The organism is Caballeronia cordobensis, from assembly GCF_001544575.2.
Taxonomy (GTDB): Bacteria; Pseudomonadota; Gammaproteobacteria; order Burkholderiales; family Burkholderiaceae; genus Caballeronia; species Caballeronia cordobensis.
Genome location: NZ_FCNY02000004.1, coordinates 378529 through 395881, shown reverse-complemented (window position 1 = coordinate 395881; position 17353 = coordinate 378529). Strand labels below are relative to the sequence as shown.

Here is a 17353-nt window from a genome sequence, read left to right as displayed (position 1 = left end):
CACGCAAGAGGAGATCGCAATGAAAAATAGCGCCGTAGCCATTTTGTGCATGACGCTGCTCGGCAGCGCGCTTGCAGCAAGCGAACCTTCGATAACGGAATACCGAGGCATCTGCGACGCTTCGGCGGCCATCGCGCTGGACGAGAATCTGTTCGCAGTAGCCGACGACGAGCACAACATACTCAAAATATATCGTCGCGGTCAAGCGAAGGAAGTATCGAGCGTGTCGGTCATCGATTCGTTGGGCAATGACGAATCGGATCTCGAAGGTGCCGCGAGGATCGGAAACAGAATCTTCTGGATCGCGTCTCACGGAAGAAATGCGAAGGGGAAACTACGCGAGCAACGACATCGCTTCTTCGCGACCGACATTGTCGGACAAGGCGATTCAGTGACGCTGAAGGTCGTTGGAACTCCGTACACTCGACTTCTCGATGACTTGCTCGCCGACACCGATTTGCAACCGTTCAAGCTCGACATCGCGAGTAGCCTGGCAGCCGAAGCGAAGGATGGGCTGAACATCGAGGGACTCGCGGCGACACCCGATGGCCAGCTCTTGATTGGATTTCGCAACCCGATCATCAAGGGAAAGGCGCTTATCGTACCGCTGGAAAATCCGCAGGAGATGATCGAGGGTAAGAAGGCACGGCTCGGGGCGCCTATTGCACTCGATCTCCAGAAGCGAGGGATACGCAGCATCGAACGGGTGAAGGGCAGCTACCTCATCGTTGCAGGTCCGCCCGCAAAGAAGGGGACGTTCGCCCTGTTCAAGTGGTCGGGGAATCCGTCGGATGCGCCGGAGCCGGTGAGAAGCGTCGGCTTCGACGGATTGTCGCCGGAAGCACTCTTCGAAATCCCCGATAAGGAAACGATTCAAGTGCTCAGCGACGACGGCGAAAGAAAAGTCGGCGATCGGGAATGCAAGGAAATCAGCGATGCGGATTTTCGATTGTTCCGAAGCTTGAGCATTCAGATTCCGTAGGTTTTCATCGACGTTTTTCCTCACTTTAGCGTGGGATGTGCGCGCGCGTTCTTTCAAACCGCGCGAGCCATCTTCGTCTTCTTCGGTACACGGCGCGGGCACAATCTCATGCTGGCCGTCATCGCCGTCTGTGCATTCACGGCGATCAGCCTGCAAACGGCGGTATTCATTTTCGCGGTCATGGTCGTGGCGGGTGGAATCAGCATGCTTTACCTGCTGCTCATTCTCGCAACAAGACGTTGCTTCGCTTGCGGGCGTCACCGGCTATCGGCGCTGAGGCTTTCTCCCCGATGTCCATGCGGTCATGACCTGCTGCGAATATTCATGTCTGGACGCGGCAAGGCTATGCGCATCACCTTCCGGCTCGCCATTCCCCGGTGCGCGAATGACGCGTGGGATTGTTGACGCTCTGCAAGCGGGCGTTGAACGTCTCAAACTGTCGCCGCCGAGAATGACGTGAGCGTGTCCCAAGCCGGAGCAGACCAGTCGAAAATGTGAGGCAACCGGGCTTGGAAGCGTCCAACGATGCCACGCAGCAAAGCTTCCTCGTCGCCCATCGCTGGTTTTACTGCCTTTGCACCGGACGCTTGCCTGTAAAATGACAAGCAGCGCGCTGAAGGAAACTGAAACCCCATGCCGACGTGCCGTAAGGCCCGGTCGACGGAAAGGGGCGGCGTAGCAAAGCTTCAGATCAAAAGTGTTCGGGTACAAGATGGAACAAGTAAAGCGAGTTAAGTTAGCACCCCTTTTTTTTGGGGCGTTGGCAGTAAGCGTTGCCTCACTGAGTGCGTGTAATAAGGCGGCTGAAACACCGAAAGAAGTCATGCCGAAGCAAAGCGCTGCGGCGCCTGTTCTGAGCACTTCCTTCAGCCCGATATATGGTTTGATCGTTCCACTTAGGATTGCAGGAAGAGATTATCGTTTCCTGTTGGACACGGGTTTCGGCTACACGGTTCTGGATAATCACTTCGCCTCGACGATCACGAAACCCGGAAGCTATCAGACGGCCACCGTTTTTCGTTCAGCAATAGACCGGGGCATAAGTGCAGCGGATGGTGAGAAATTGGCGAAGGACCGGCTGCGCCTATGGAAAGCTCAACCTATCGAAATCGGCAGCCATGTCGTACCGGACTTCTACCCATGGTTTGGCGTCGATTTATCGATACTTGCTATGGCGAAGAAAACCGCGCCGATCGACGGTATTCTAGGTGTCGAGATTTTTCGCCAGTTCAGTTGGGTTCTCGATAATCGCGAGAAAACGCTCACCATCTGGCAACATCCACCGGCGAACGAGCATTTTGCGCACTGCGTGCCTTATCGGGATGGGCCGCCGGTGACTGGGCCCGCGCTCTATCTGCGCACGGGGGATCAGTTTATCGAGTTTGCTATCGATACAGGCGCGGAAGGTTCGAGCATCGATGCTGAGACGCTCGAGCTGCTCAAAGGTGCCAAAACGGCCAAACTCACCGGGACACGTCAGAGTGGATCGATCAACGGATTGGAGACATCCTCCGACTATTTCGTCACCGGATTTTCGCTGGACAAGCAGCCGATTGGCGGCTTTGAGTTTTCCTACGTGAATGGCAAGAAAGGCAGTAATCTGCTGGGCCGCGATTTCCTGGCCAAGCTCGACCGCTATATGTTCGTGCCCAGCACGTTCGAGTTCTGTTTCGACGAAAGCCGTCTCGCACAGGACAATCCGATCGAAGTTCGTCGACTTGGCGTTCGCTTGATCGATGGCAAAGTGACGTTCGCCGCCAACACGTCGAAGTCCTTCGAAGAGCAGGATATCCGAAACGGAGATGTGCTGATCGAGGTTAATGGTCAGCCGGCCTATCCTGCTTCTCTGGATGAAACCAGTTCCGCGTTGAATACCACGGCGAAGGGCAAATTGTCACTCGTCATCGAACGGGACGGACAACGTCGTACCGTGCGAATGTAATCGTGAAGATCAAGCGACTCGGCCAAGAGCGCGTTGCCTCTCAAGCAGGAAGTCCACAAACGTGCGCACCTTGGCCGAAAGATGCCGGTTGGTCGGATAGACGGCGAAAATCGGTTGAGGCAGCGGCCGGAATGGCGCCAATACTTCCACCAGCCGACCATCGCGCAGATCGTCCTCAACCGTGAAATCGAACAGTTGCGTGACGCCCCCACCGTTGATCGCGCAGGCTAACGTCGCGAACGGATGATCGAACGTCATTGCCGGGCGCACAGGAATTTCGTAGGCAGTCTTGGCTTCTTCGGCGAAAGACCATGGCAACGGACGTCCGCTATCGGGCATGACAAGTCCCAGACACACATGATCGCGCAATGCTTCGGGCCGGGCCGGCGCGGGGTGATGGCGCAAGTATTCGGGCGATGCCACCACGCGAAGCTGGGCGTTGTTAAGAAGCCGTCCAACGAGGCGTGAGTCGGCAACCTGGCCCAAACGAATCGTCATGTCGAAGTCCTGAGTCGCGAAATCGGCGACGGCGTTGCTCAGGGACACGGCAACCTCCACTTTCCCGTCGTAACGCTCGACGTATTGCGGTATCAGCGGGACGATGTGCTTGATGCCGTAGCTTGGCGGCACGCTGATTTTGAGTTCGCCGCGCGGTTGACCGTGGGCCGTCAGAGAATGTTCGGTTTCCTGAATGTTATCCAGCGCTAGGCGGCAGGCGTCGTAGTAGACAAGACCATCGTCCGTAAGGCGGACTGCGCGAGTCGTGCGATGAAACAGTAACAAGCCAAGACGGTTTTCGAGGCGACCTACGGCCTTGCTGATCGCGGACGGTGTCACGCCGGCCGCCGCAGCCGCGCCAGTGAAACTTTGCGCCTTAGCCGCAGCGCAGAAGAGCTGGATCTCGCCCAGTCGATCGATGGCCGAATCTTTCATGCGCGACGTTCCTTATCGACAGCGGTTCGACGTTTCCAGTGATGCCCCAGAGTATACGTCGCATCACCAATTTGTGCCCAAGAGGCACAAATAAAATGCCCGCAGGCGTCTTTATCGGCGGCAGCGGGCCTCCTAAAGTTCCACACAACGGAATCCGCCACGTGTGCGGCAAAGGGTTCGGCTATGCGGCGGCGGCCGCTTTAATGCCGGCAGATAACAGGAGTGACCTGAGTGAACACGCCACAACAGCCTATAGACATCGCTGCCGTGATCGACGCGGCGCCCTTGAGCCGCCTGCAGCTTCGAATATTGACGATGGTTGGCCTGACCGTCCTGATCGACGGATTCGATGTCCAGTCGATGGGCTTCGTGGCGCCCGCAATCATTCATGCGTGGGGGGCGGACAAGGCGGCATTCGGCATCGTGTTCGGCGCGGGTTTGCTAGGCATGCTGATCGGCTCGCTGGTGCTAAGCATCGCTGCGGATAAGATCGGGCGCAGGCCCGTACTGATCGGGGCAACCTTTGCCTTCGGACTGTGCATGCTCGCGACGACGCAAGTCACCACGATAACCGGGTTGCTCGTGCTGCGCTTCGTAACGGGTCTGGGTCTCGGCGCGATCATGCCTAACGCGATGGCGCTGGCCGCGGAGTTCAGTCCGAAGCGCAGGCGCGTCACGCTGATGATGTGGGTCTCATGTGGCTTTACGCTTGGCGCGGTGTTAGGCGGCCTGATTTCCGCCGCGTTGATTCCCGTTTGGGGATGGCAATCGGTTTTCGTCGTCGGAGGCGTGGTGCCGATTGTGCTCTCTGCAATGATGGCCTTCCACATGCCGGAGTCGATGTTGTTCTCCGTGGTTCGCGGCACCGGCCTCGTGCGCGTAGCCGACACGCTGCGACGCATCGATCCTGCTTGCGCCGCGACGCCTGAGAGTCAGTACGTCGTGCCCGAGGCGCGTCCGAAGAGCGCTCCGGTTGCGGAGCTGTTCCGTAGTGGCCGCGCGAAGACGACGTTGTTGCTGTGGGGCGTGAATTTCATGAACCTGCTCAACCTTTACTTCTTGTCCAACTGGTTGCCTACGATCGCAAAAGACCTTGGACTTTCAACCTCGACGGCTGTATTGGTTGGCACCACACTGCAGCTCGGCGGTGTTGCGGGAACATTGGCGATGGGGCCGGTTATCGACCGAATCGGATTCTATAAGGTGCTCATCCCTGCACTGTTCGTCGCAGCGTTCGCGATTGCCGCGATTGGCCAGACGGGACTTCCGTTACCGCTGTTGTTTGTCGTGGTCGGTATCACGGGATTCAGCATCATCGGGGGGCAGCCTGCCATCAATGCGTTGGCGGCAACCTGGTATCCCACGTTGCTGCGCTCGACCGGAGTGGGCTGGAGCCTGGGTGTCGGCAGGCTTGGCTCGATCATCGGCCCGGTCATTGGCGGAGAGCTCATGCGGATGAACTGGTCGAACAACAGTCTTTTCCTTGCGGTGGCGATACCAGCCATAGTGTCCGCGGGTATGCTCGCTTTGATGGCCTCAGCGCGTAGTGGGGTGCCGTCATCGGTCACGCCGTGCTGATGCAGCCTTCCATTTGAGCATGGCCCTGCATTGCAACCACAACCTGGAGCTGAAAAATGCGATATACGCTCTTCGAAAATCGAAAAGACGAACTCCTGTTGATCGGACGGGTGCTGCTGATGATTCTGTTCGTTCTCTTCGGCTGGAGCAAACTGACCCACTATTCAGACACCGTCGCCTATATGACCTCGACGGGCGCACCCGCGCCGGCGTTTTCCGCCATTGTTGCGATCGTCATGGAGTTTTTCGTCGGCATTGCAATCGTGATTGGCTTTTATACCCGTCCCCTCGCCGCGATCTTTGTGCTTTACACATTAGGCACGGGGTTTATCGGCCACCATTACTGGACGATGACCGGTGCGCAGCAGTACGCGAACATGATTAATTTCTACAAGAACGTCAGCATCGCCGGTGGACTACTTTTGCTGTGCGTGACCGGTCCTGGGAAGTATTCAATCGACCGGCGCTAAAACGCACTCAAAGTTTGCAATGTCCGTTGCAAAGAGCCGCAGTGTTTCATGAACTGCACTCTGCCGTCTGATCCAGACGAACTGCATAACCATGGTTGAGGACCGAATGAAAAAGTACGACACGTTTCGCATGACTGTTGCCATGGTTGCTCTCGTCGGCACGCTAGGTGGATCGCAGATCGCTCAGGCCGCCGCGTCCGAAACGGGAACGCCTCCCTTCTCCAGCGATCCTGCCATCAGTGCCTCGCAGAGGGCGGTGTACGCCGTCGTCCATCAGTACGAGACTGCGCTCAATGCGAAAGACACGAAAGCAATTCTGGATTCTTTTTGCGAATGGTAGCGTCGCTGAGTGGAATGGCAAACGTACTCTCGCGACACGTCAGCAGAAGATCGACGCGTACGACAGCGTATTCAGGATCGCAAAATTCAATACGGTGCTCGATTACGATTCCATCGATGTATATGGAGATACGGCCGTGGTCCGCACGCACCATCAACGTGGCTCCGTGGTTGTCTTAAACGGTAAGAACGTGCTCGACTACAACCGCGAAGTCTTCGTGCTGCGCAAGACCGACGGAAAATGGAAGATAGTCCTGTACACGTTCAATACTGACGCCGTGCAAGGCGAAGGCTGAGTCTGTACCGGTTTGGGGCGCCCTTCTAAAAAAATCCCTTGACCTTGAAGCCACTTCAGGGTGTGTACTGTGAGCATACGGCCCTGATCGATGACGCTTCGCAGGCGAAAGGGCTGCAAGGACTCAACCAAACTGGAGGAAAGCCATGAGCTGGCTTGAAAGAATGTTGGGAGGCCATCACGGTTTCCAAAACCGCGGGGGACATGATCGCGGGCACGGCGGGTCGCACGGTCAATCGCACGGTGGATCGCATGACGACAGATATGGCCATCACGGCAACAGCCACGGCAATGCTGGCGGCTATGCCGACGAACGCACTTGCGCTCCCAATGAAGGGTGGGGCAGAACGCCCGGCCGCGCTGCTTCCCCGGCGCAACCGGGCGTGATGTGCCCCAAATGTAGCGCGGCCAATGCCGAGGGTGCTCGCTTTTGCAGTCAATGCGCGACCTCGCTCACGCCACAGGCCTGCGCGAAGTGCAATCAGCCGATGGCGGCAGGCACGAAGTTCTGTAGCCAGTGCGGCACGCCGGTCGCCACGTGACGCCCGCGGTTAAACTCGCACTCCTCACGCTGCCGCCCGTGCTGGCTGCTGCCGCCGGCGCGGCTATCGCTTCGGCGCGCAAGCCCGGCGCGCGCACCACCAGCGTCATTCAGCACTTCACGGCGGGCATCGTGTTCGCCGCCGCAGCGCTCGAATTGCTTCCCGAAGACCGCAAGCATGCCCTGTGGCCGGTCGTTATGGGTTTCGCACTGGGCCTGGGGTTGATGTTGGGCATCAAGGCAGTCTGCAACCGCCTGGAAGCGCGGCTTGAAGGTTCCACGCTTCCGGCCGGTCTCGTGGTCGTTACAGCAGTCGACCTCATCATCGATGGCCTCGTGCTGGGCATCGCTTTCGCGGCGGGCGAGGAAACCGGCGTGATTCTGACCATCGCGCTCACGCTCGAGGTGCTCTTTCTGGCGCTCTCGGTTAGCACAGCGCTGAGCGCTGCCGGTGTGCGCAGCCTTTGGGCAATCGTCGTCCCGATTTCGCTTTCCGTGTTGCTCTCGGCATCGGCCGTTGCAGCCCACGCGGTGCTCGCCAACTTGCCCTCCGTCTACTACGCGGGCCTCCTCGGCCTGGGAACGGTTGCGCTCATCTATCTGGTCACCGAAGAACTCCTCGTCGAAGCGCATGAGGTGTCCGAGACAGCGCTGGCCACCTCTGCATTCTTTGTCGGTTTCATCGTCTTCTTCGTGATTGAAGCGACGGTCAAGACGGGGTGATCACGCTGACGGCGAGATGATAGTTTTCTCATCTTGCAGTCATTGAGACGCACCGTCGGTGCTCCACACTGAGTCGAGCTGTAAGCGACCCAATTATTGTGGAGTCACCGATGAAATCGATATGTGTTGTTGCAGCCGCGCTGTTGATGGCCGGCTTGGCGCAAGCTCACGAAGGTCCGTTGAACGAAGGAAAGACGCGAGAGCAAGCGCGTCAGGAACTCGAGCAGGCCTACAAAGACGGCGTCCTTCCCTTTAGACGAAGCGAATATCCGCCCACCGAGGCTTCCAGGAAAAAGAACCGGGAGGCCTACCTGCGAGCGCACCCCGAAGATGCCGCAAAGCCGACAACCTCTGAAGCGAGTACCGGCCAATAAAGTCGGGCGATGAGCGGCTTGCCCGACGATGACAGAAATATCATTTTCGTCTCATCTTCGCACTGCGACAGAACCGTAGCATCGCATCACTCCCATCCTCGAATGCCGCACATGCTTACGCGAACCCTTGCCGTTCTGGCTCTCCTGGCGGTCACAACATCAAACTACGCACAGGCGTCTCCCGTTCAACCGATTGCGGATGAGGGCGGCTTGCAGGAGCCGCGAAACGCTTCATCAACCGGCCTGCCGCAAATTTCATTGATCGACGTGCTCGGACTTGCCGCTCAGAGCAATCCGCTCTTGCGAGGCGCGAGGGCGGACTCGGATGCATCGGCCGGCGCATTGATGCAGGCGGGCGCGAGACCCAATCCTGAATTGTCGTTTCTGCAGGAAGGGCTTGGCGGCAAAGAGCGCACGAGCACAGCGACGGTCAATCAGCTCATCGAACTCGGCGGCAAGCGTCAGGCACGGCTCGACGTGGCGTCCTACGGGCGCGAGGTCGCGCTCGCCGCGCTTGACGGCAGAGGTGCGGCATTGCGTGCGGATGTCATTGCCGCGTTCTATGAAGAACTCGCCGCACAGCGCCAGGAGCAAGTCGCGCGTGAATCCGCCGACATCGCCGCCCGTTCCGCCGATCTTGCGGAGAAGCGCGCCCGCGCGGGCAAGGTCTCGCCGGTTGAAGCGACGAAGGCGCGCATTGCGGCAAGCGCAGTGCAGATCGAAGTGACGAATGCGGCCGCGCGTGTCTTGACCGCTCGCGAGCGTCTGGCATCGGTCACCGGCAACTCGCAAGTGCGAGGCAGTGCAGCCGGCGGGGACATCGAGTCGGTGCCGAGTCTCGAACCGCTTTCGGTATTGGTCGGTCAGTTGGGCAATAGCCCCGGCTCGCGCGTGGCCCGTGCCGAAATGCTGCGTTCGGACGCCGTCATTTCCGTTGAGCGGGCCAAGCGCATTCCGGATATCACGGTAAGCGCCGGGATGAAGCGTGTCATCACGGGTGGTGTACCCGACAACCAGGCGGTCATCGGTGTATCCATTCCGCTGCCGCTTTTCGACACGAACAAAGGCGCCCTGCTGGAGGCTGCTCATCAAGCCGAGAAAGCCAGCGCCGATTTCGATAACGAGCACTTGCGCATGCAACTGGAGTTGACCCGCGCGTATGCGAACTACGAAACCTCGGTGCAGGCCGCTCGCAGGCTCAAGGACGATGTGCTGCCGGCCTCCAAAGACGCATTGAACGCCATGTCGCGCGGCTTTGAACTAGGGAAGTTCGCGTTTCTCGATGTGCTCGATGCGCAGCGCACGCTGTTTCAAGCGCAATCGCAATACGTCCAGGCGCTGACCGCGGCTCATCTCGCCTATGCGGAAGTGGGGCGCCTCGTCGGCACGCCGCTTCCCGCCGTTTCGCCGTCGACGACTACTTTACCCTGAAGGAATCACCATGCCGCGCCGCAGAACCTGTTTCATCATGGCCGCTCTCGGTGGGATCGGCATCATCATTGCCGCCTATGCGATGACGCAAGAAAAGGAAGCGCCTGCGTTCGAACCCACGGCTGCCAAGGCCCAACGAGACGAGGCCGATGCCGGTGCCGGACAGCACGGCGGCGTTCTTCTGAAGAACGGTCCGATCACGCTCGAAGTCGTGCTCGCCGAAAAGCCCGGCGACGCGCGTCTCATCGTCTATCCCGCCCGCGATGGCAAGCCTTTGTCTAAGGACGTGGTGGTATCGGCGAGTGTGACCCGATACGACGGGCAGAAGGAAACGCTGGCGTTTCAGCAGTCAGGGCAGAAGTACATGTCCACCGAGGCCATTGCAAAACCGCACGTATTCGACGCGATCGTCAACGTCAAAGGAAGCGATGGCAACGCCTCGTTCGAATACGCCCGCACCGATGGCGCTGTGGTGCTATCCGAGGCGCAACTGAAGACTTCAAAGATCGACCTGGCCAAGGTCGGTCCGGCGCAGATCGCAACCTCGTTTCAGTTGCCGGGCGAGATCAAGTTCAACGAGGATCGCACCGCCCACGTCGTGCCCCGCGTGGCCGGCATTGTGGAGCGCGTGGACGTGTCGATCGGGCAGAACGTGAAGAAGGGACAGGTGCTTGCCGTGATCGCGAGCACGGGTCTGGCGGATCTTCGCAGCGAACTGCTGACGGCCGAGCGGCGTCTGTCGGCCGCGCGCACGACATACGATCGGGAGCGAACGCTCTGGCAAGAGCGCGTCTCCGCCGAGCAGGATTTCCTGCAAGCGCAGGTGCAATTGCGCGAAGCGGAGATTGCGGCCCAGAACGCTCGCCAGAAGCTCGCTGCGATCAATGCCCCCGCGGGCGCCCGCAGCCTGAATCAGTATGAGTTGCGCGCGCCGTTTTCAGGCACCGTGATCGAGAAGCATGCGACACCCGGCGAGGCCATCGCGGCAGACGCCAACGTCTTCGTGATCTCGGACCTCTCCAGCGTGTGGGCGGAAATGGCCGTGCCGGCGCAACGGCTCAATGACGTGCGCGTGGGACGAGAAGCCACCGTGAGCGCCGCTGCGTTCGAATCGGCCTCGCGCGGCCCTATCGCCTATGTCGGCGCATTGCTCGGCGAGCAGACGCGCACCGCGCCCGCGCGCGTCGTGCTGCCCAATCCCAATGGCGCGTGGCGGCCTGGCATGTTCGTCAACGTTTCTGTCGACGCAGGCACGCAGGACGTGCCGATTGCCGTCGCGACCGACGCCCTTCAGGACGTCGATGGCACGCCTTCCGTTTTTGTCCAGTCCGCGAAGGGATTTGTCGCACAGGCGGTCGAGACGGGGCGGCGTGACGAACGGGTCACCGAAGTCGTCAGAGGGCTGCACCCCGGCCAGCAGTACGTCGCGGCGAACAGCTTCGTCCTGAAGGCGGAGCTCGGCAAAGGCAGTGCCGAAGAAGAGTGAACGACGCAACCCGCCGCATCAGAGGACCATTCCATGTTTGAGCGATTGATTCGCTTTGCGATCGCGCACCGCTGGCTCGTCATGCTCGCGGTCGCCGCCGTTGCGGCCTTCGGCGTGTACAGCTATCAGAAGCTGCCGATCGACGCCGTGCCCGACATCACCAACGTGCAGGTGCAGATCAACACCGCCGCGCCCGGCTATTCGCCTCTCGAGGCTGAGCAGCGCATCACCTATCCCGTCGAAACGGCGATGGCGGGTCTGCCGAATCTCGAAAAGACGCGCTCGATCTCGCGTTATGGCCTGTCTCAAGTCACCGTCATCTTCAAGGACGGCACCGACATCTATTTCGCGCGCCAGCTCGTCAACGAACGCATTCAGGAGGCGAAGGACAAGCTCCCGCCCGGCGCGACGCCCGCGATGGGTCCGACCTCGACGGGGCTCGGCGAGATCTATCTCTGGACCGTGGAAGCGGAACCTTCGGCGCGCAAGTCGGACGGGACGCGTTACACCCCATCGGATTTGCGCGAGCTTCAGGACTGGGTCGTGAAGCCTCAGCTGCGCAATGTGCCCGGCGTGACCGAGGTGAATTCGATCGGCGGATACGTCAAGGAGTTTCGCATTGCGCCGAACCCGACGAAGCTCATGTCCTATGGACTGACCCTGGCGGATGTCGTGCGTGCGGTGGAGCGCAATAACGACAATGTCGGCGCGGGCTATATCGAGAAGCGCGGGGAGCAATATCTGGTGCGCGTGCCGGGGCAGGCCCGTTCGGCGGAGGATCTGGCCAACGTCGTGTTGACGAACGTGGGCGGTGTGCCCGTTCGCGTGAAGGACATTGCGCAGGTCGACACGGGGCGCGAACTGCGCACGGGCGCGGCGACCTCCAACGGTGAAGAGGTCGTGCTCGGGACGGTCTTCATGCTGATGGGAGAGAACAGCCGCGCGGTCTCGAAGGCCGTCGCGCTCAAGATGGACGACGTCAATCGTTCGCTGCCCAGGGGCGTGCGCGCCATTCCGGTCTATGACCGGACCCATCTGGTCGAGAAGGCCGTCGATACGGTCAAGAAGAACCTGCTCGAAGGGGCGGTGCTGGTCATCGTCATTCTGTTCCTCTTTCTGGGCAACATCCGCGCGGCGATCATTACGGCGCTCGTGATTCCGCTGTCGATGCTGATGACGTTCACCGGTATGGTGAACGCGAAGGTGAGTGCGAATCTGATGAGCCTGGGCGCGCTCGACTTCGGCATCATCGTCGATGGTGCGGTGGTGATCGTCGAGAACTGCGTGCGGCGGCTCGCGCATGCGCAAACGCTGCGCGGCAGGCCGCTTACGCGCGAGGAACGGTTTGCCGAAGTGTTCGGCGCGTCGCAGGAAGCGCGGCGGGCGCTCGTTTTCGGGCAACTCATCATCATGGTGGTGTATCTGCCGATCTTCGCGCTCACGGGCGTCGAAGGAAAGATGTTTCATCCGATGGCCGTCACGGTCGTCATGGCCCTGGCTGCCGCGATGGTGCTGACCGTGACGTTCATTCCCGCGGCGGTCGCGCTCTTTATCGGCGACCGAGTGGAAGAGAAAGAAAACCGCATCATGGGCTGGGCGCGGCGTGCCTATGAGCCTGTGTTGAATCGCTTTATGGCGCAACCCAGGCGCGTGCTGACGGGCGCGGTGGTCATCGTGGCGCTCACGCTTGGACTCGCGACCCGGCTCGGCAGCGAGTTCATTCCGAGCCTCAACGAAGGCGATCTCGCCGTGGCTGCGCTGCGCATTCCCGGTACGAGTCTGTCTCAGTCGCTCGACATGCAGAAAACGATCGAAAAGACGCTCAAGCAGCGCTTCCCCGAGATCGACCGCGTGTTCGCGCGCACCGGTACCGCTGAAATCGCCGCTGATCCCATGCCGCCGAATCTGTCCGATGGCTATGTGATGCTCAAGCCGGCGAAGGAATGGCCCGACCCCGGCAAGTCGCGTGACAAACTCATCAAGGAAATCGAGACCGTGCTGGCTGAACTGCCGGGCAACGCATACGAGTTTTCGCAACCGATCCAGCTTCGCTTCAACGAACTGATCTCCGGTGTGCGAAGCGATGTCGCCGTGAAAATATTTGGCGACGACATGTCGATGCTCAACGATACGGGCGAAAAGATCGCGGCGGCGCTGAACAAGGTGCCGGGCGCATCCGAAGTCAAGGTCGAGCAGACGACCGGTCTTCCGGTGCTGACCATCAATCTCGAACGCGAGAAGCTCGCGCGCTACGGCGTCACCGTCGCCGATATTCAGGACGCGATAGCCGCGGCGGTGGGAGGACAGAAGGCGGGCACGCTCTTTCAGGGCGACCGCCGCTTCGACATCGTCGTGCGCTTGCCGGATGAGCTGCGCTCTGATATCGAAGCCATCAAGCGGCTGCCGATCGCGCTCCCGGCCGCGGCGCTCACGCCGGCGAGCGGTCCGGTGGTGCAGGCGCCGTACGTTCCGCTGGCCGAACTCGCAACGCTCGAAGTCGGTCCTGGCCCGAATCAGATCAGCCGCGAGGATGGAAAGCGGCGCGTGGTCGTGAGCGCGAACGTGCGTGGTCGCGACGTGGGCTCTTTTGTGGCGGATGCACGCCAGCAGATCCGGCAGGATGTGCAGATTCCGGCGGGTTACTGGGTGTCCTGGGGCGGCCAGTTCGAGCAACTCCAGAGCGCGAGTGAACGGCTGAAGCTCGTCGTGCCTCTCTCGCTCTTCATGGTGTTCGTGCTGCTGTTCGTGATGTTCAACAACGTGAAAGACGGTTTGCTGGTATTCACCGGCATTCCCTTCGCATTGAGCGGCGGTGTCGTGTCGCTCTGGCTGCGCGGCATTCCGTTGTCGATCACGGCGGCGGTTGGCTTCATCGCGTTGTCGGGCGTCGCGGTGCTCAATGGTCTCGTGATGATATCGTTCATCCGCAGCCTGCGAGAAGGCGGGGCGCAGCTCGATGCTGCGGTCAGGGAAGGCGCGCTAACCCGCCTGAGGCCCGTGCTGATGACCGCGCTCGTCGCCTCGATCGGTTTCCTGCCGATGGCTTTCGCAACCGGCACGGGCTCCGAGGTGCAGCGACCGCTGGCGACCGTCGTGATCGGCGGCATCCTTTCGTCTACCGCGCTGACCTTGCTGGTTTTACCCGTGCTGTACCGGGTGAGCCACGCGACATCGATGCGCTCCATGTTCGAACGGCGCTTCGGCCTGATCGTCCCAAGCTGGCTTCAGCGGCGTCTGCGCCACTCCCGAGGAAACGTGTAATGCGAATTCTGATTGTCGAAGACGAGGCGAAGATGGGCCTCTATCTGAAAACGGGGCTCTCCGAGGCGGGGTACACCGTCGATTGGGTCGAGGACGGCCTATCCGGCCAGTATCAGGCGGAAACGGAAGACTACGACCTGTTGATACTGGACGTGATGCTGCCCGGCCAGGACGGCTGGTCAGTGTTGCAAAACCTCCGCCGCACGAAGAAGACACCCGTTTTGTTTCTGACGGCGCGTGACGATGTCGGCGACCGGGTCAAGGGACTGGAGCTTGGCGCCGACGATTATCTGTCGAAGCCATTCGATTTCGTGGAGCTCACTGCCCGGATAAAAGTCATTCTCCGGCGCGGTCAACCTGGTGATTCGAACACGATTCGCGTGGCCGACCTCGAGCTCGATCTGACCAAACGCAAGGCCTTCCGACAGGGCAATGCGATCTTGTTGACGGCGAAGGAATTTGCGCTGCTGTGGCTGCTCATGCGACGCAACGGAGAGATTCTCCCGCGCGCAATCATTGCCTCTCAGGTCTGGGACATGAATTTCAATAGCGATACCAACGTGGTCGATTCATCGATCAGACGCTTACGCTCGAAGGTTGACGATGCCTATGCGCCCAAGCTCATTCATACCGTTCGCGGCATGGGATATGTGCTTGAAGTGCGAGATGAGAAATGAACGCCGCCATTGGCACGCGCATTGGCATGCCATGAAGCGATTCTTTCCAAGGACGCTACGGGCGAGGCTCACCGTCCTCATCGTGGTTTCGACCTCGAGCATCCTGGCCCTAAGCGGCCTTGCGCTCTACGAGGCGCTACGCAGCCGAATCGAGTGGACGGCATCGGAGCAGATGACGAGCATCATGGCCGCGCTGCAGGGCCATTTCGACGAAATCAAGTTCGCCGATGAAATCGCGCGCAAGCCGGAAACGTGGTCGGATCAACTGCACGATCATCCGAACGTGGCCATGGCGATCTACGATCGCGACGGCCGGCGCTTGCTGCAAACAACCGGGTTTCAGCCCTATGGCCCCGCGCTGATCGATAAGTTGCCCTCGGACGGCCTGAGCATTGCGCGGCCGGAAACAAAGCTCCGCTATCTCGCCGCGTCGGCGTCGCTCAACCCCGCTCCGGGCGAACGCGTGCGCGTGATCATGCAATACGATGGCAAAAGCGATGCCGCATTGCTTCGGGCTTATGCATATACGATCGTCGTGATCGAGGTGCTTGGCGTCGTGCTGGCCGCTGCTCTCGCATACGGCATCGCCAAGTTCGGGCTAAAGCCGTTGCGTCAGCTCGTCGCCCGGGCAGAGCAGATGTCCACCGCAAGGCTTGCGCACCCCTTGCCGTCACTGGATACGTCGGGCGAACTCAAAGAGTTGGAGTTCGCGTTCAACGGAATGGTGGAGCGGCTCAACGAGTCGTTCACGCGACTCAGCGAGTTCTCGTCGAACCTCGCTCACGACATGCGAACTCCACTCGCGAACTTGCAGGCGGCGGCTCAGGTGGCCCTGTCTCAGGAGCGCGCCGCGGATGAATACAGGGATGTCATCGAGTCCAGCATCGACGAATTTCAGCGGCTTTCGCGCATGATCGAAGACATGCTCTTCATCGCGCGTTCCGAGCGCGCGGACGCTCTGCTCAATATTCAACGGCTCGACGCGGCGCAAGAGGCGCAACGCCTCGCCGGCTTTTATGAATCGTTGGCGCAAGACGTAGGCGTCGAGATTCATGTCTCGGGGCAGGCGCGCGTCGATGCCGACCTTCTTCTGTTCCAGCGAGCGTTGAGCAATCTGATCTCCAATGCGATCGCGCATGCACCGAAGGGTACTGTGATCAACGTGGAGTGTAAGGAAGGTGCGGATTGGACGACCGTCAGCGTGTCGGATACCGGGGCGGGGATCGCGGCGCAGCACATAGACCGCATCTTCGATCGGTTCTATCGAGTCGATCCTTCACGGCATAGCCGATCATCGAGCTCGGGGCTTGGACTGGCGATCGTGAAGTCGATCATGGAAAGTCACGGCGGAAGCTGCGGGGTCCAGAGTCAGCCTAACGTACGAACCCGGTTTTGGTTGGCCTTTCCAAACGATACAAAGGAACCAGCCAACCTTATCCGTTGATGCCGGCGCACGCAGAGTTTAGCGAGCGGCGATGCTGTCGTGATGATCGACAGGCGGCGTCGTCTCACCGGCGTGTCTCGCTATTGCGTGCGTTTCCTTATTGCGAGCGATCAGTGCGTCGCTTGGCGGATAGTGCGTCGTGCTGCTCGGAATGAGCCCGTCGTGTTGTGCCTGAGCGAGTTCTTGCCGTACCTCGTCTCGCGTCTTTGCTTGCGCCAGAGCCGCCTGGGACACCGCGCCGAGCGCGATTGTCGAGGTAACGAGCAGGGCTGCGAACTTGATTGCTTTCATCTCTTTCTCCGTTCAGTGAGATTGCCATTCGGTGCAACTTGAAGTTCAGTATGCTCGATGGCTTATGCGTCACCATGACGTGAAGATGAGAAATGCATATGGAATGGTTCGACACGCAGTCGATTCGCTCGTCTGACATATTTCTCATTTTCACGTCACGTTCGCGCACTGTCGGGCTCACATACTGTTTCCATGACGCGCCACTTCTCGGCGGTCGAAACTTGGAGAACAGAAATGAAAGCAGCAAAACTCGCGGTCGTGCTCGCAATGACCGGTATTTCGATCGGTTTGGCTTCGCAATCTGCATTGGCACAAAAGTCCCGCGAGCAGGTGCGTCAGGAATTGGCGCAGGCGCAACACGACGGATACTCGCCCGCTGGCCGGACTCAGTATCCGCCCACGGAAGCATTGATCGCCCGGAACAAGGAGATCCACGCAGTGGCGACGCATGGCGGCGAGAAGGCGCCTGGTCCCGATCGCCACGATCAGGTCGCGGGCCGCTGAAGGACTCGGAAGCCAGAAGAAAACCGTTTCCCTCACGCTGTCGGCTACAAGCGGGCACTCGCACCCGCTTGTCGATTCGCTG

General features: G+C 59.9%; 18 protein-coding genes. 16 read left to right on the top strand and 2 right to left on the bottom strand.

The window, feature by feature from the left end; all coding sequences use genetic code 11:
- The first annotated feature begins 19 nt into the window (after positions 1-19).
- The 3 genes from AWB70_RS10455 to AWB70_RS10445 all read left to right on the top strand — a co-directional run bounded on the left by AWB70_RS10455 (position 20) and on the right by AWB70_RS10445 (position 2924).
- Entirely contained in the window at positions 20-982 is a 963-nt protein-coding gene (locus tag AWB70_RS10455; RefSeq protein ID WP_053571787.1) for a DUF3616 domain-containing protein, read from the top strand.
- A gap of 108 nt (positions 983-1090) precedes the next feature.
- Complete coding sequence (locus AWB70_RS10450) at positions 1091-1387, top strand: hypothetical protein (RefSeq protein WP_041733543.1); 297 nt, start codon at positions 1091-1093, stop codon at positions 1385-1387.
- Positions 1388-1805: 418 nt separating this feature from the next.
- Positions 1806-2924 (top strand): pepsin/retropepsin-like aspartic protease family protein, encoded by a 1119-nt coding sequence (locus AWB70_RS10445; protein ID WP_063786751.1) that lies wholly within the window; start codon positions 1806-1808, stop codon positions 2922-2924.
- A 9-nt stretch (positions 2925-2933) separates the two neighbouring features.
- On the opposite strand, the gene AWB70_RS10440 is transcribed toward AWB70_RS10445, so the two are convergent.
- Positions 2934-3857 (bottom strand): LysR family transcriptional regulator, encoded by a 924-nt coding sequence (locus tag AWB70_RS10440; RefSeq protein ID WP_053571789.1) that lies wholly within the window; start codon positions 3855-3857, stop codon positions 2934-2936.
- 231 nt (positions 3858-4088) lie between these two features.
- Between AWB70_RS10440 and AWB70_RS10435 the strand changes: the two genes are divergently transcribed.
- The 12 genes from AWB70_RS10435 (at position 4089) to AWB70_RS10385 (ending at position 16476) form a co-directional block, all read left to right on the top strand.
- Entirely contained in the window at positions 4089-5435 is a 1347-nt protein-coding gene (locus AWB70_RS10435; protein ID WP_053571790.1) for an MFS transporter, read from the top strand.
- A 56-nt stretch (positions 5436-5491) separates the two neighbouring features.
- Positions 5492-5905 carry a DoxX family protein gene (locus AWB70_RS10430; RefSeq protein ID WP_053571791.1) on the top strand — a complete coding sequence of 138 codons (414 nt, stop codon included), beginning with the start codon at positions 5492-5494 and terminating at the stop codon, positions 5903-5905.
- Between the two features lie 106 nt (positions 5906-6011).
- Positions 6012-6245 (top strand): hypothetical protein, encoded by a 234-nt coding sequence (locus AWB70_RS39215; RefSeq protein ID WP_235024199.1) that lies wholly within the window; start codon positions 6012-6014, stop codon positions 6243-6245.
- Positions 6199-6540 carry a Cif family virulence factor gene (locus AWB70_RS39210; protein ID WP_235024198.1) on the top strand — a complete coding sequence of 114 codons (342 nt, stop codon included), beginning with the start codon at positions 6199-6201 and terminating at the stop codon, positions 6538-6540. The genes AWB70_RS39215 and AWB70_RS39210 overlap by 47 nt, the downstream gene beginning before the upstream one ends.
- 145 nt (positions 6541-6685) lie before the next feature.
- On the top strand, positions 6686-7081 hold the full coding sequence (locus tag AWB70_RS39695) for a zinc-ribbon domain-containing protein (protein WP_075644314.1): 396 nt from the start codon (positions 6686-6688) through the stop codon (positions 7079-7081).
- Complete coding sequence (locus tag AWB70_RS10415) at positions 7078-7803, top strand: ZIP family metal transporter (RefSeq protein WP_053571793.1); 726 nt, start codon at positions 7078-7080, stop codon at positions 7801-7803. The genes AWB70_RS39695 and AWB70_RS10415 overlap by 4 nt, the downstream gene beginning before the upstream one ends.
- Before the next feature lie 110 nt (positions 7804-7913).
- Positions 7914-8177 (top strand): DUF4148 domain-containing protein, encoded by a 264-nt coding sequence (locus AWB70_RS10410; protein ID WP_075644315.1) that lies wholly within the window; start codon positions 7914-7916, stop codon positions 8175-8177.
- 111 nt (positions 8178-8288) lie between these two features.
- Positions 8289-9608: a TolC family protein gene (locus AWB70_RS10405; protein WP_053571794.1), complete on the top strand. Its 1320-nt coding sequence runs from the start codon at positions 8289-8291 to the stop codon at positions 9606-9608.
- A 10-nt stretch (positions 9609-9618) separates the two neighbouring features.
- Positions 9619-11094: an efflux RND transporter periplasmic adaptor subunit gene (locus AWB70_RS10400; RefSeq protein WP_053571795.1), complete on the top strand. Its 1476-nt coding sequence runs from the start codon at positions 9619-9621 to the stop codon at positions 11092-11094.
- A 33-nt stretch (positions 11095-11127) separates the two neighbouring features.
- Entirely contained in the window at positions 11128-14355 is a 3228-nt protein-coding gene (locus tag AWB70_RS10395; RefSeq protein WP_053571796.1) for an efflux RND transporter permease subunit, read from the top strand.
- Entirely contained in the window at positions 14355-15032 is a 678-nt protein-coding gene (gene irlR / locus AWB70_RS10390; protein WP_053571797.1) for a heavy metal response regulator transcription factor IrlR, read from the top strand. Before AWB70_RS10395 ends, irlR begins: the two co-directional genes overlap by 1 nt.
- A gap of 31 nt (positions 15033-15063) precedes the next feature.
- Positions 15064-16476 carry a heavy metal sensor histidine kinase gene (locus AWB70_RS10385; protein WP_053571798.1) on the top strand — a complete coding sequence of 471 codons (1413 nt, stop codon included), beginning with the start codon at positions 15064-15066 and terminating at the stop codon, positions 16474-16476.
- Positions 16477-16494: 18 nt separating this feature from the next.
- On the opposite strand, the gene AWB70_RS10380 is transcribed toward AWB70_RS10385, so the two are convergent.
- The gene (locus AWB70_RS10380; RefSeq protein WP_053571799.1) at positions 16495-16767 is read right to left on the bottom strand and encodes a DUF4148 domain-containing protein; all 273 of its coding nucleotides are present in this window, start codon (positions 16765-16767) and stop codon (positions 16495-16497) included.
- 234 nt (positions 16768-17001) lie between these two features.
- Between AWB70_RS10380 and AWB70_RS10375 the strand changes: the two genes are divergently transcribed.
- Entirely contained in the window at positions 17002-17271 is a 270-nt protein-coding gene (locus AWB70_RS10375) for a DUF4148 domain-containing protein (RefSeq protein WP_053571800.1), read from the top strand.
- Positions 17272-17353: the final 82 nt, after the last annotated feature.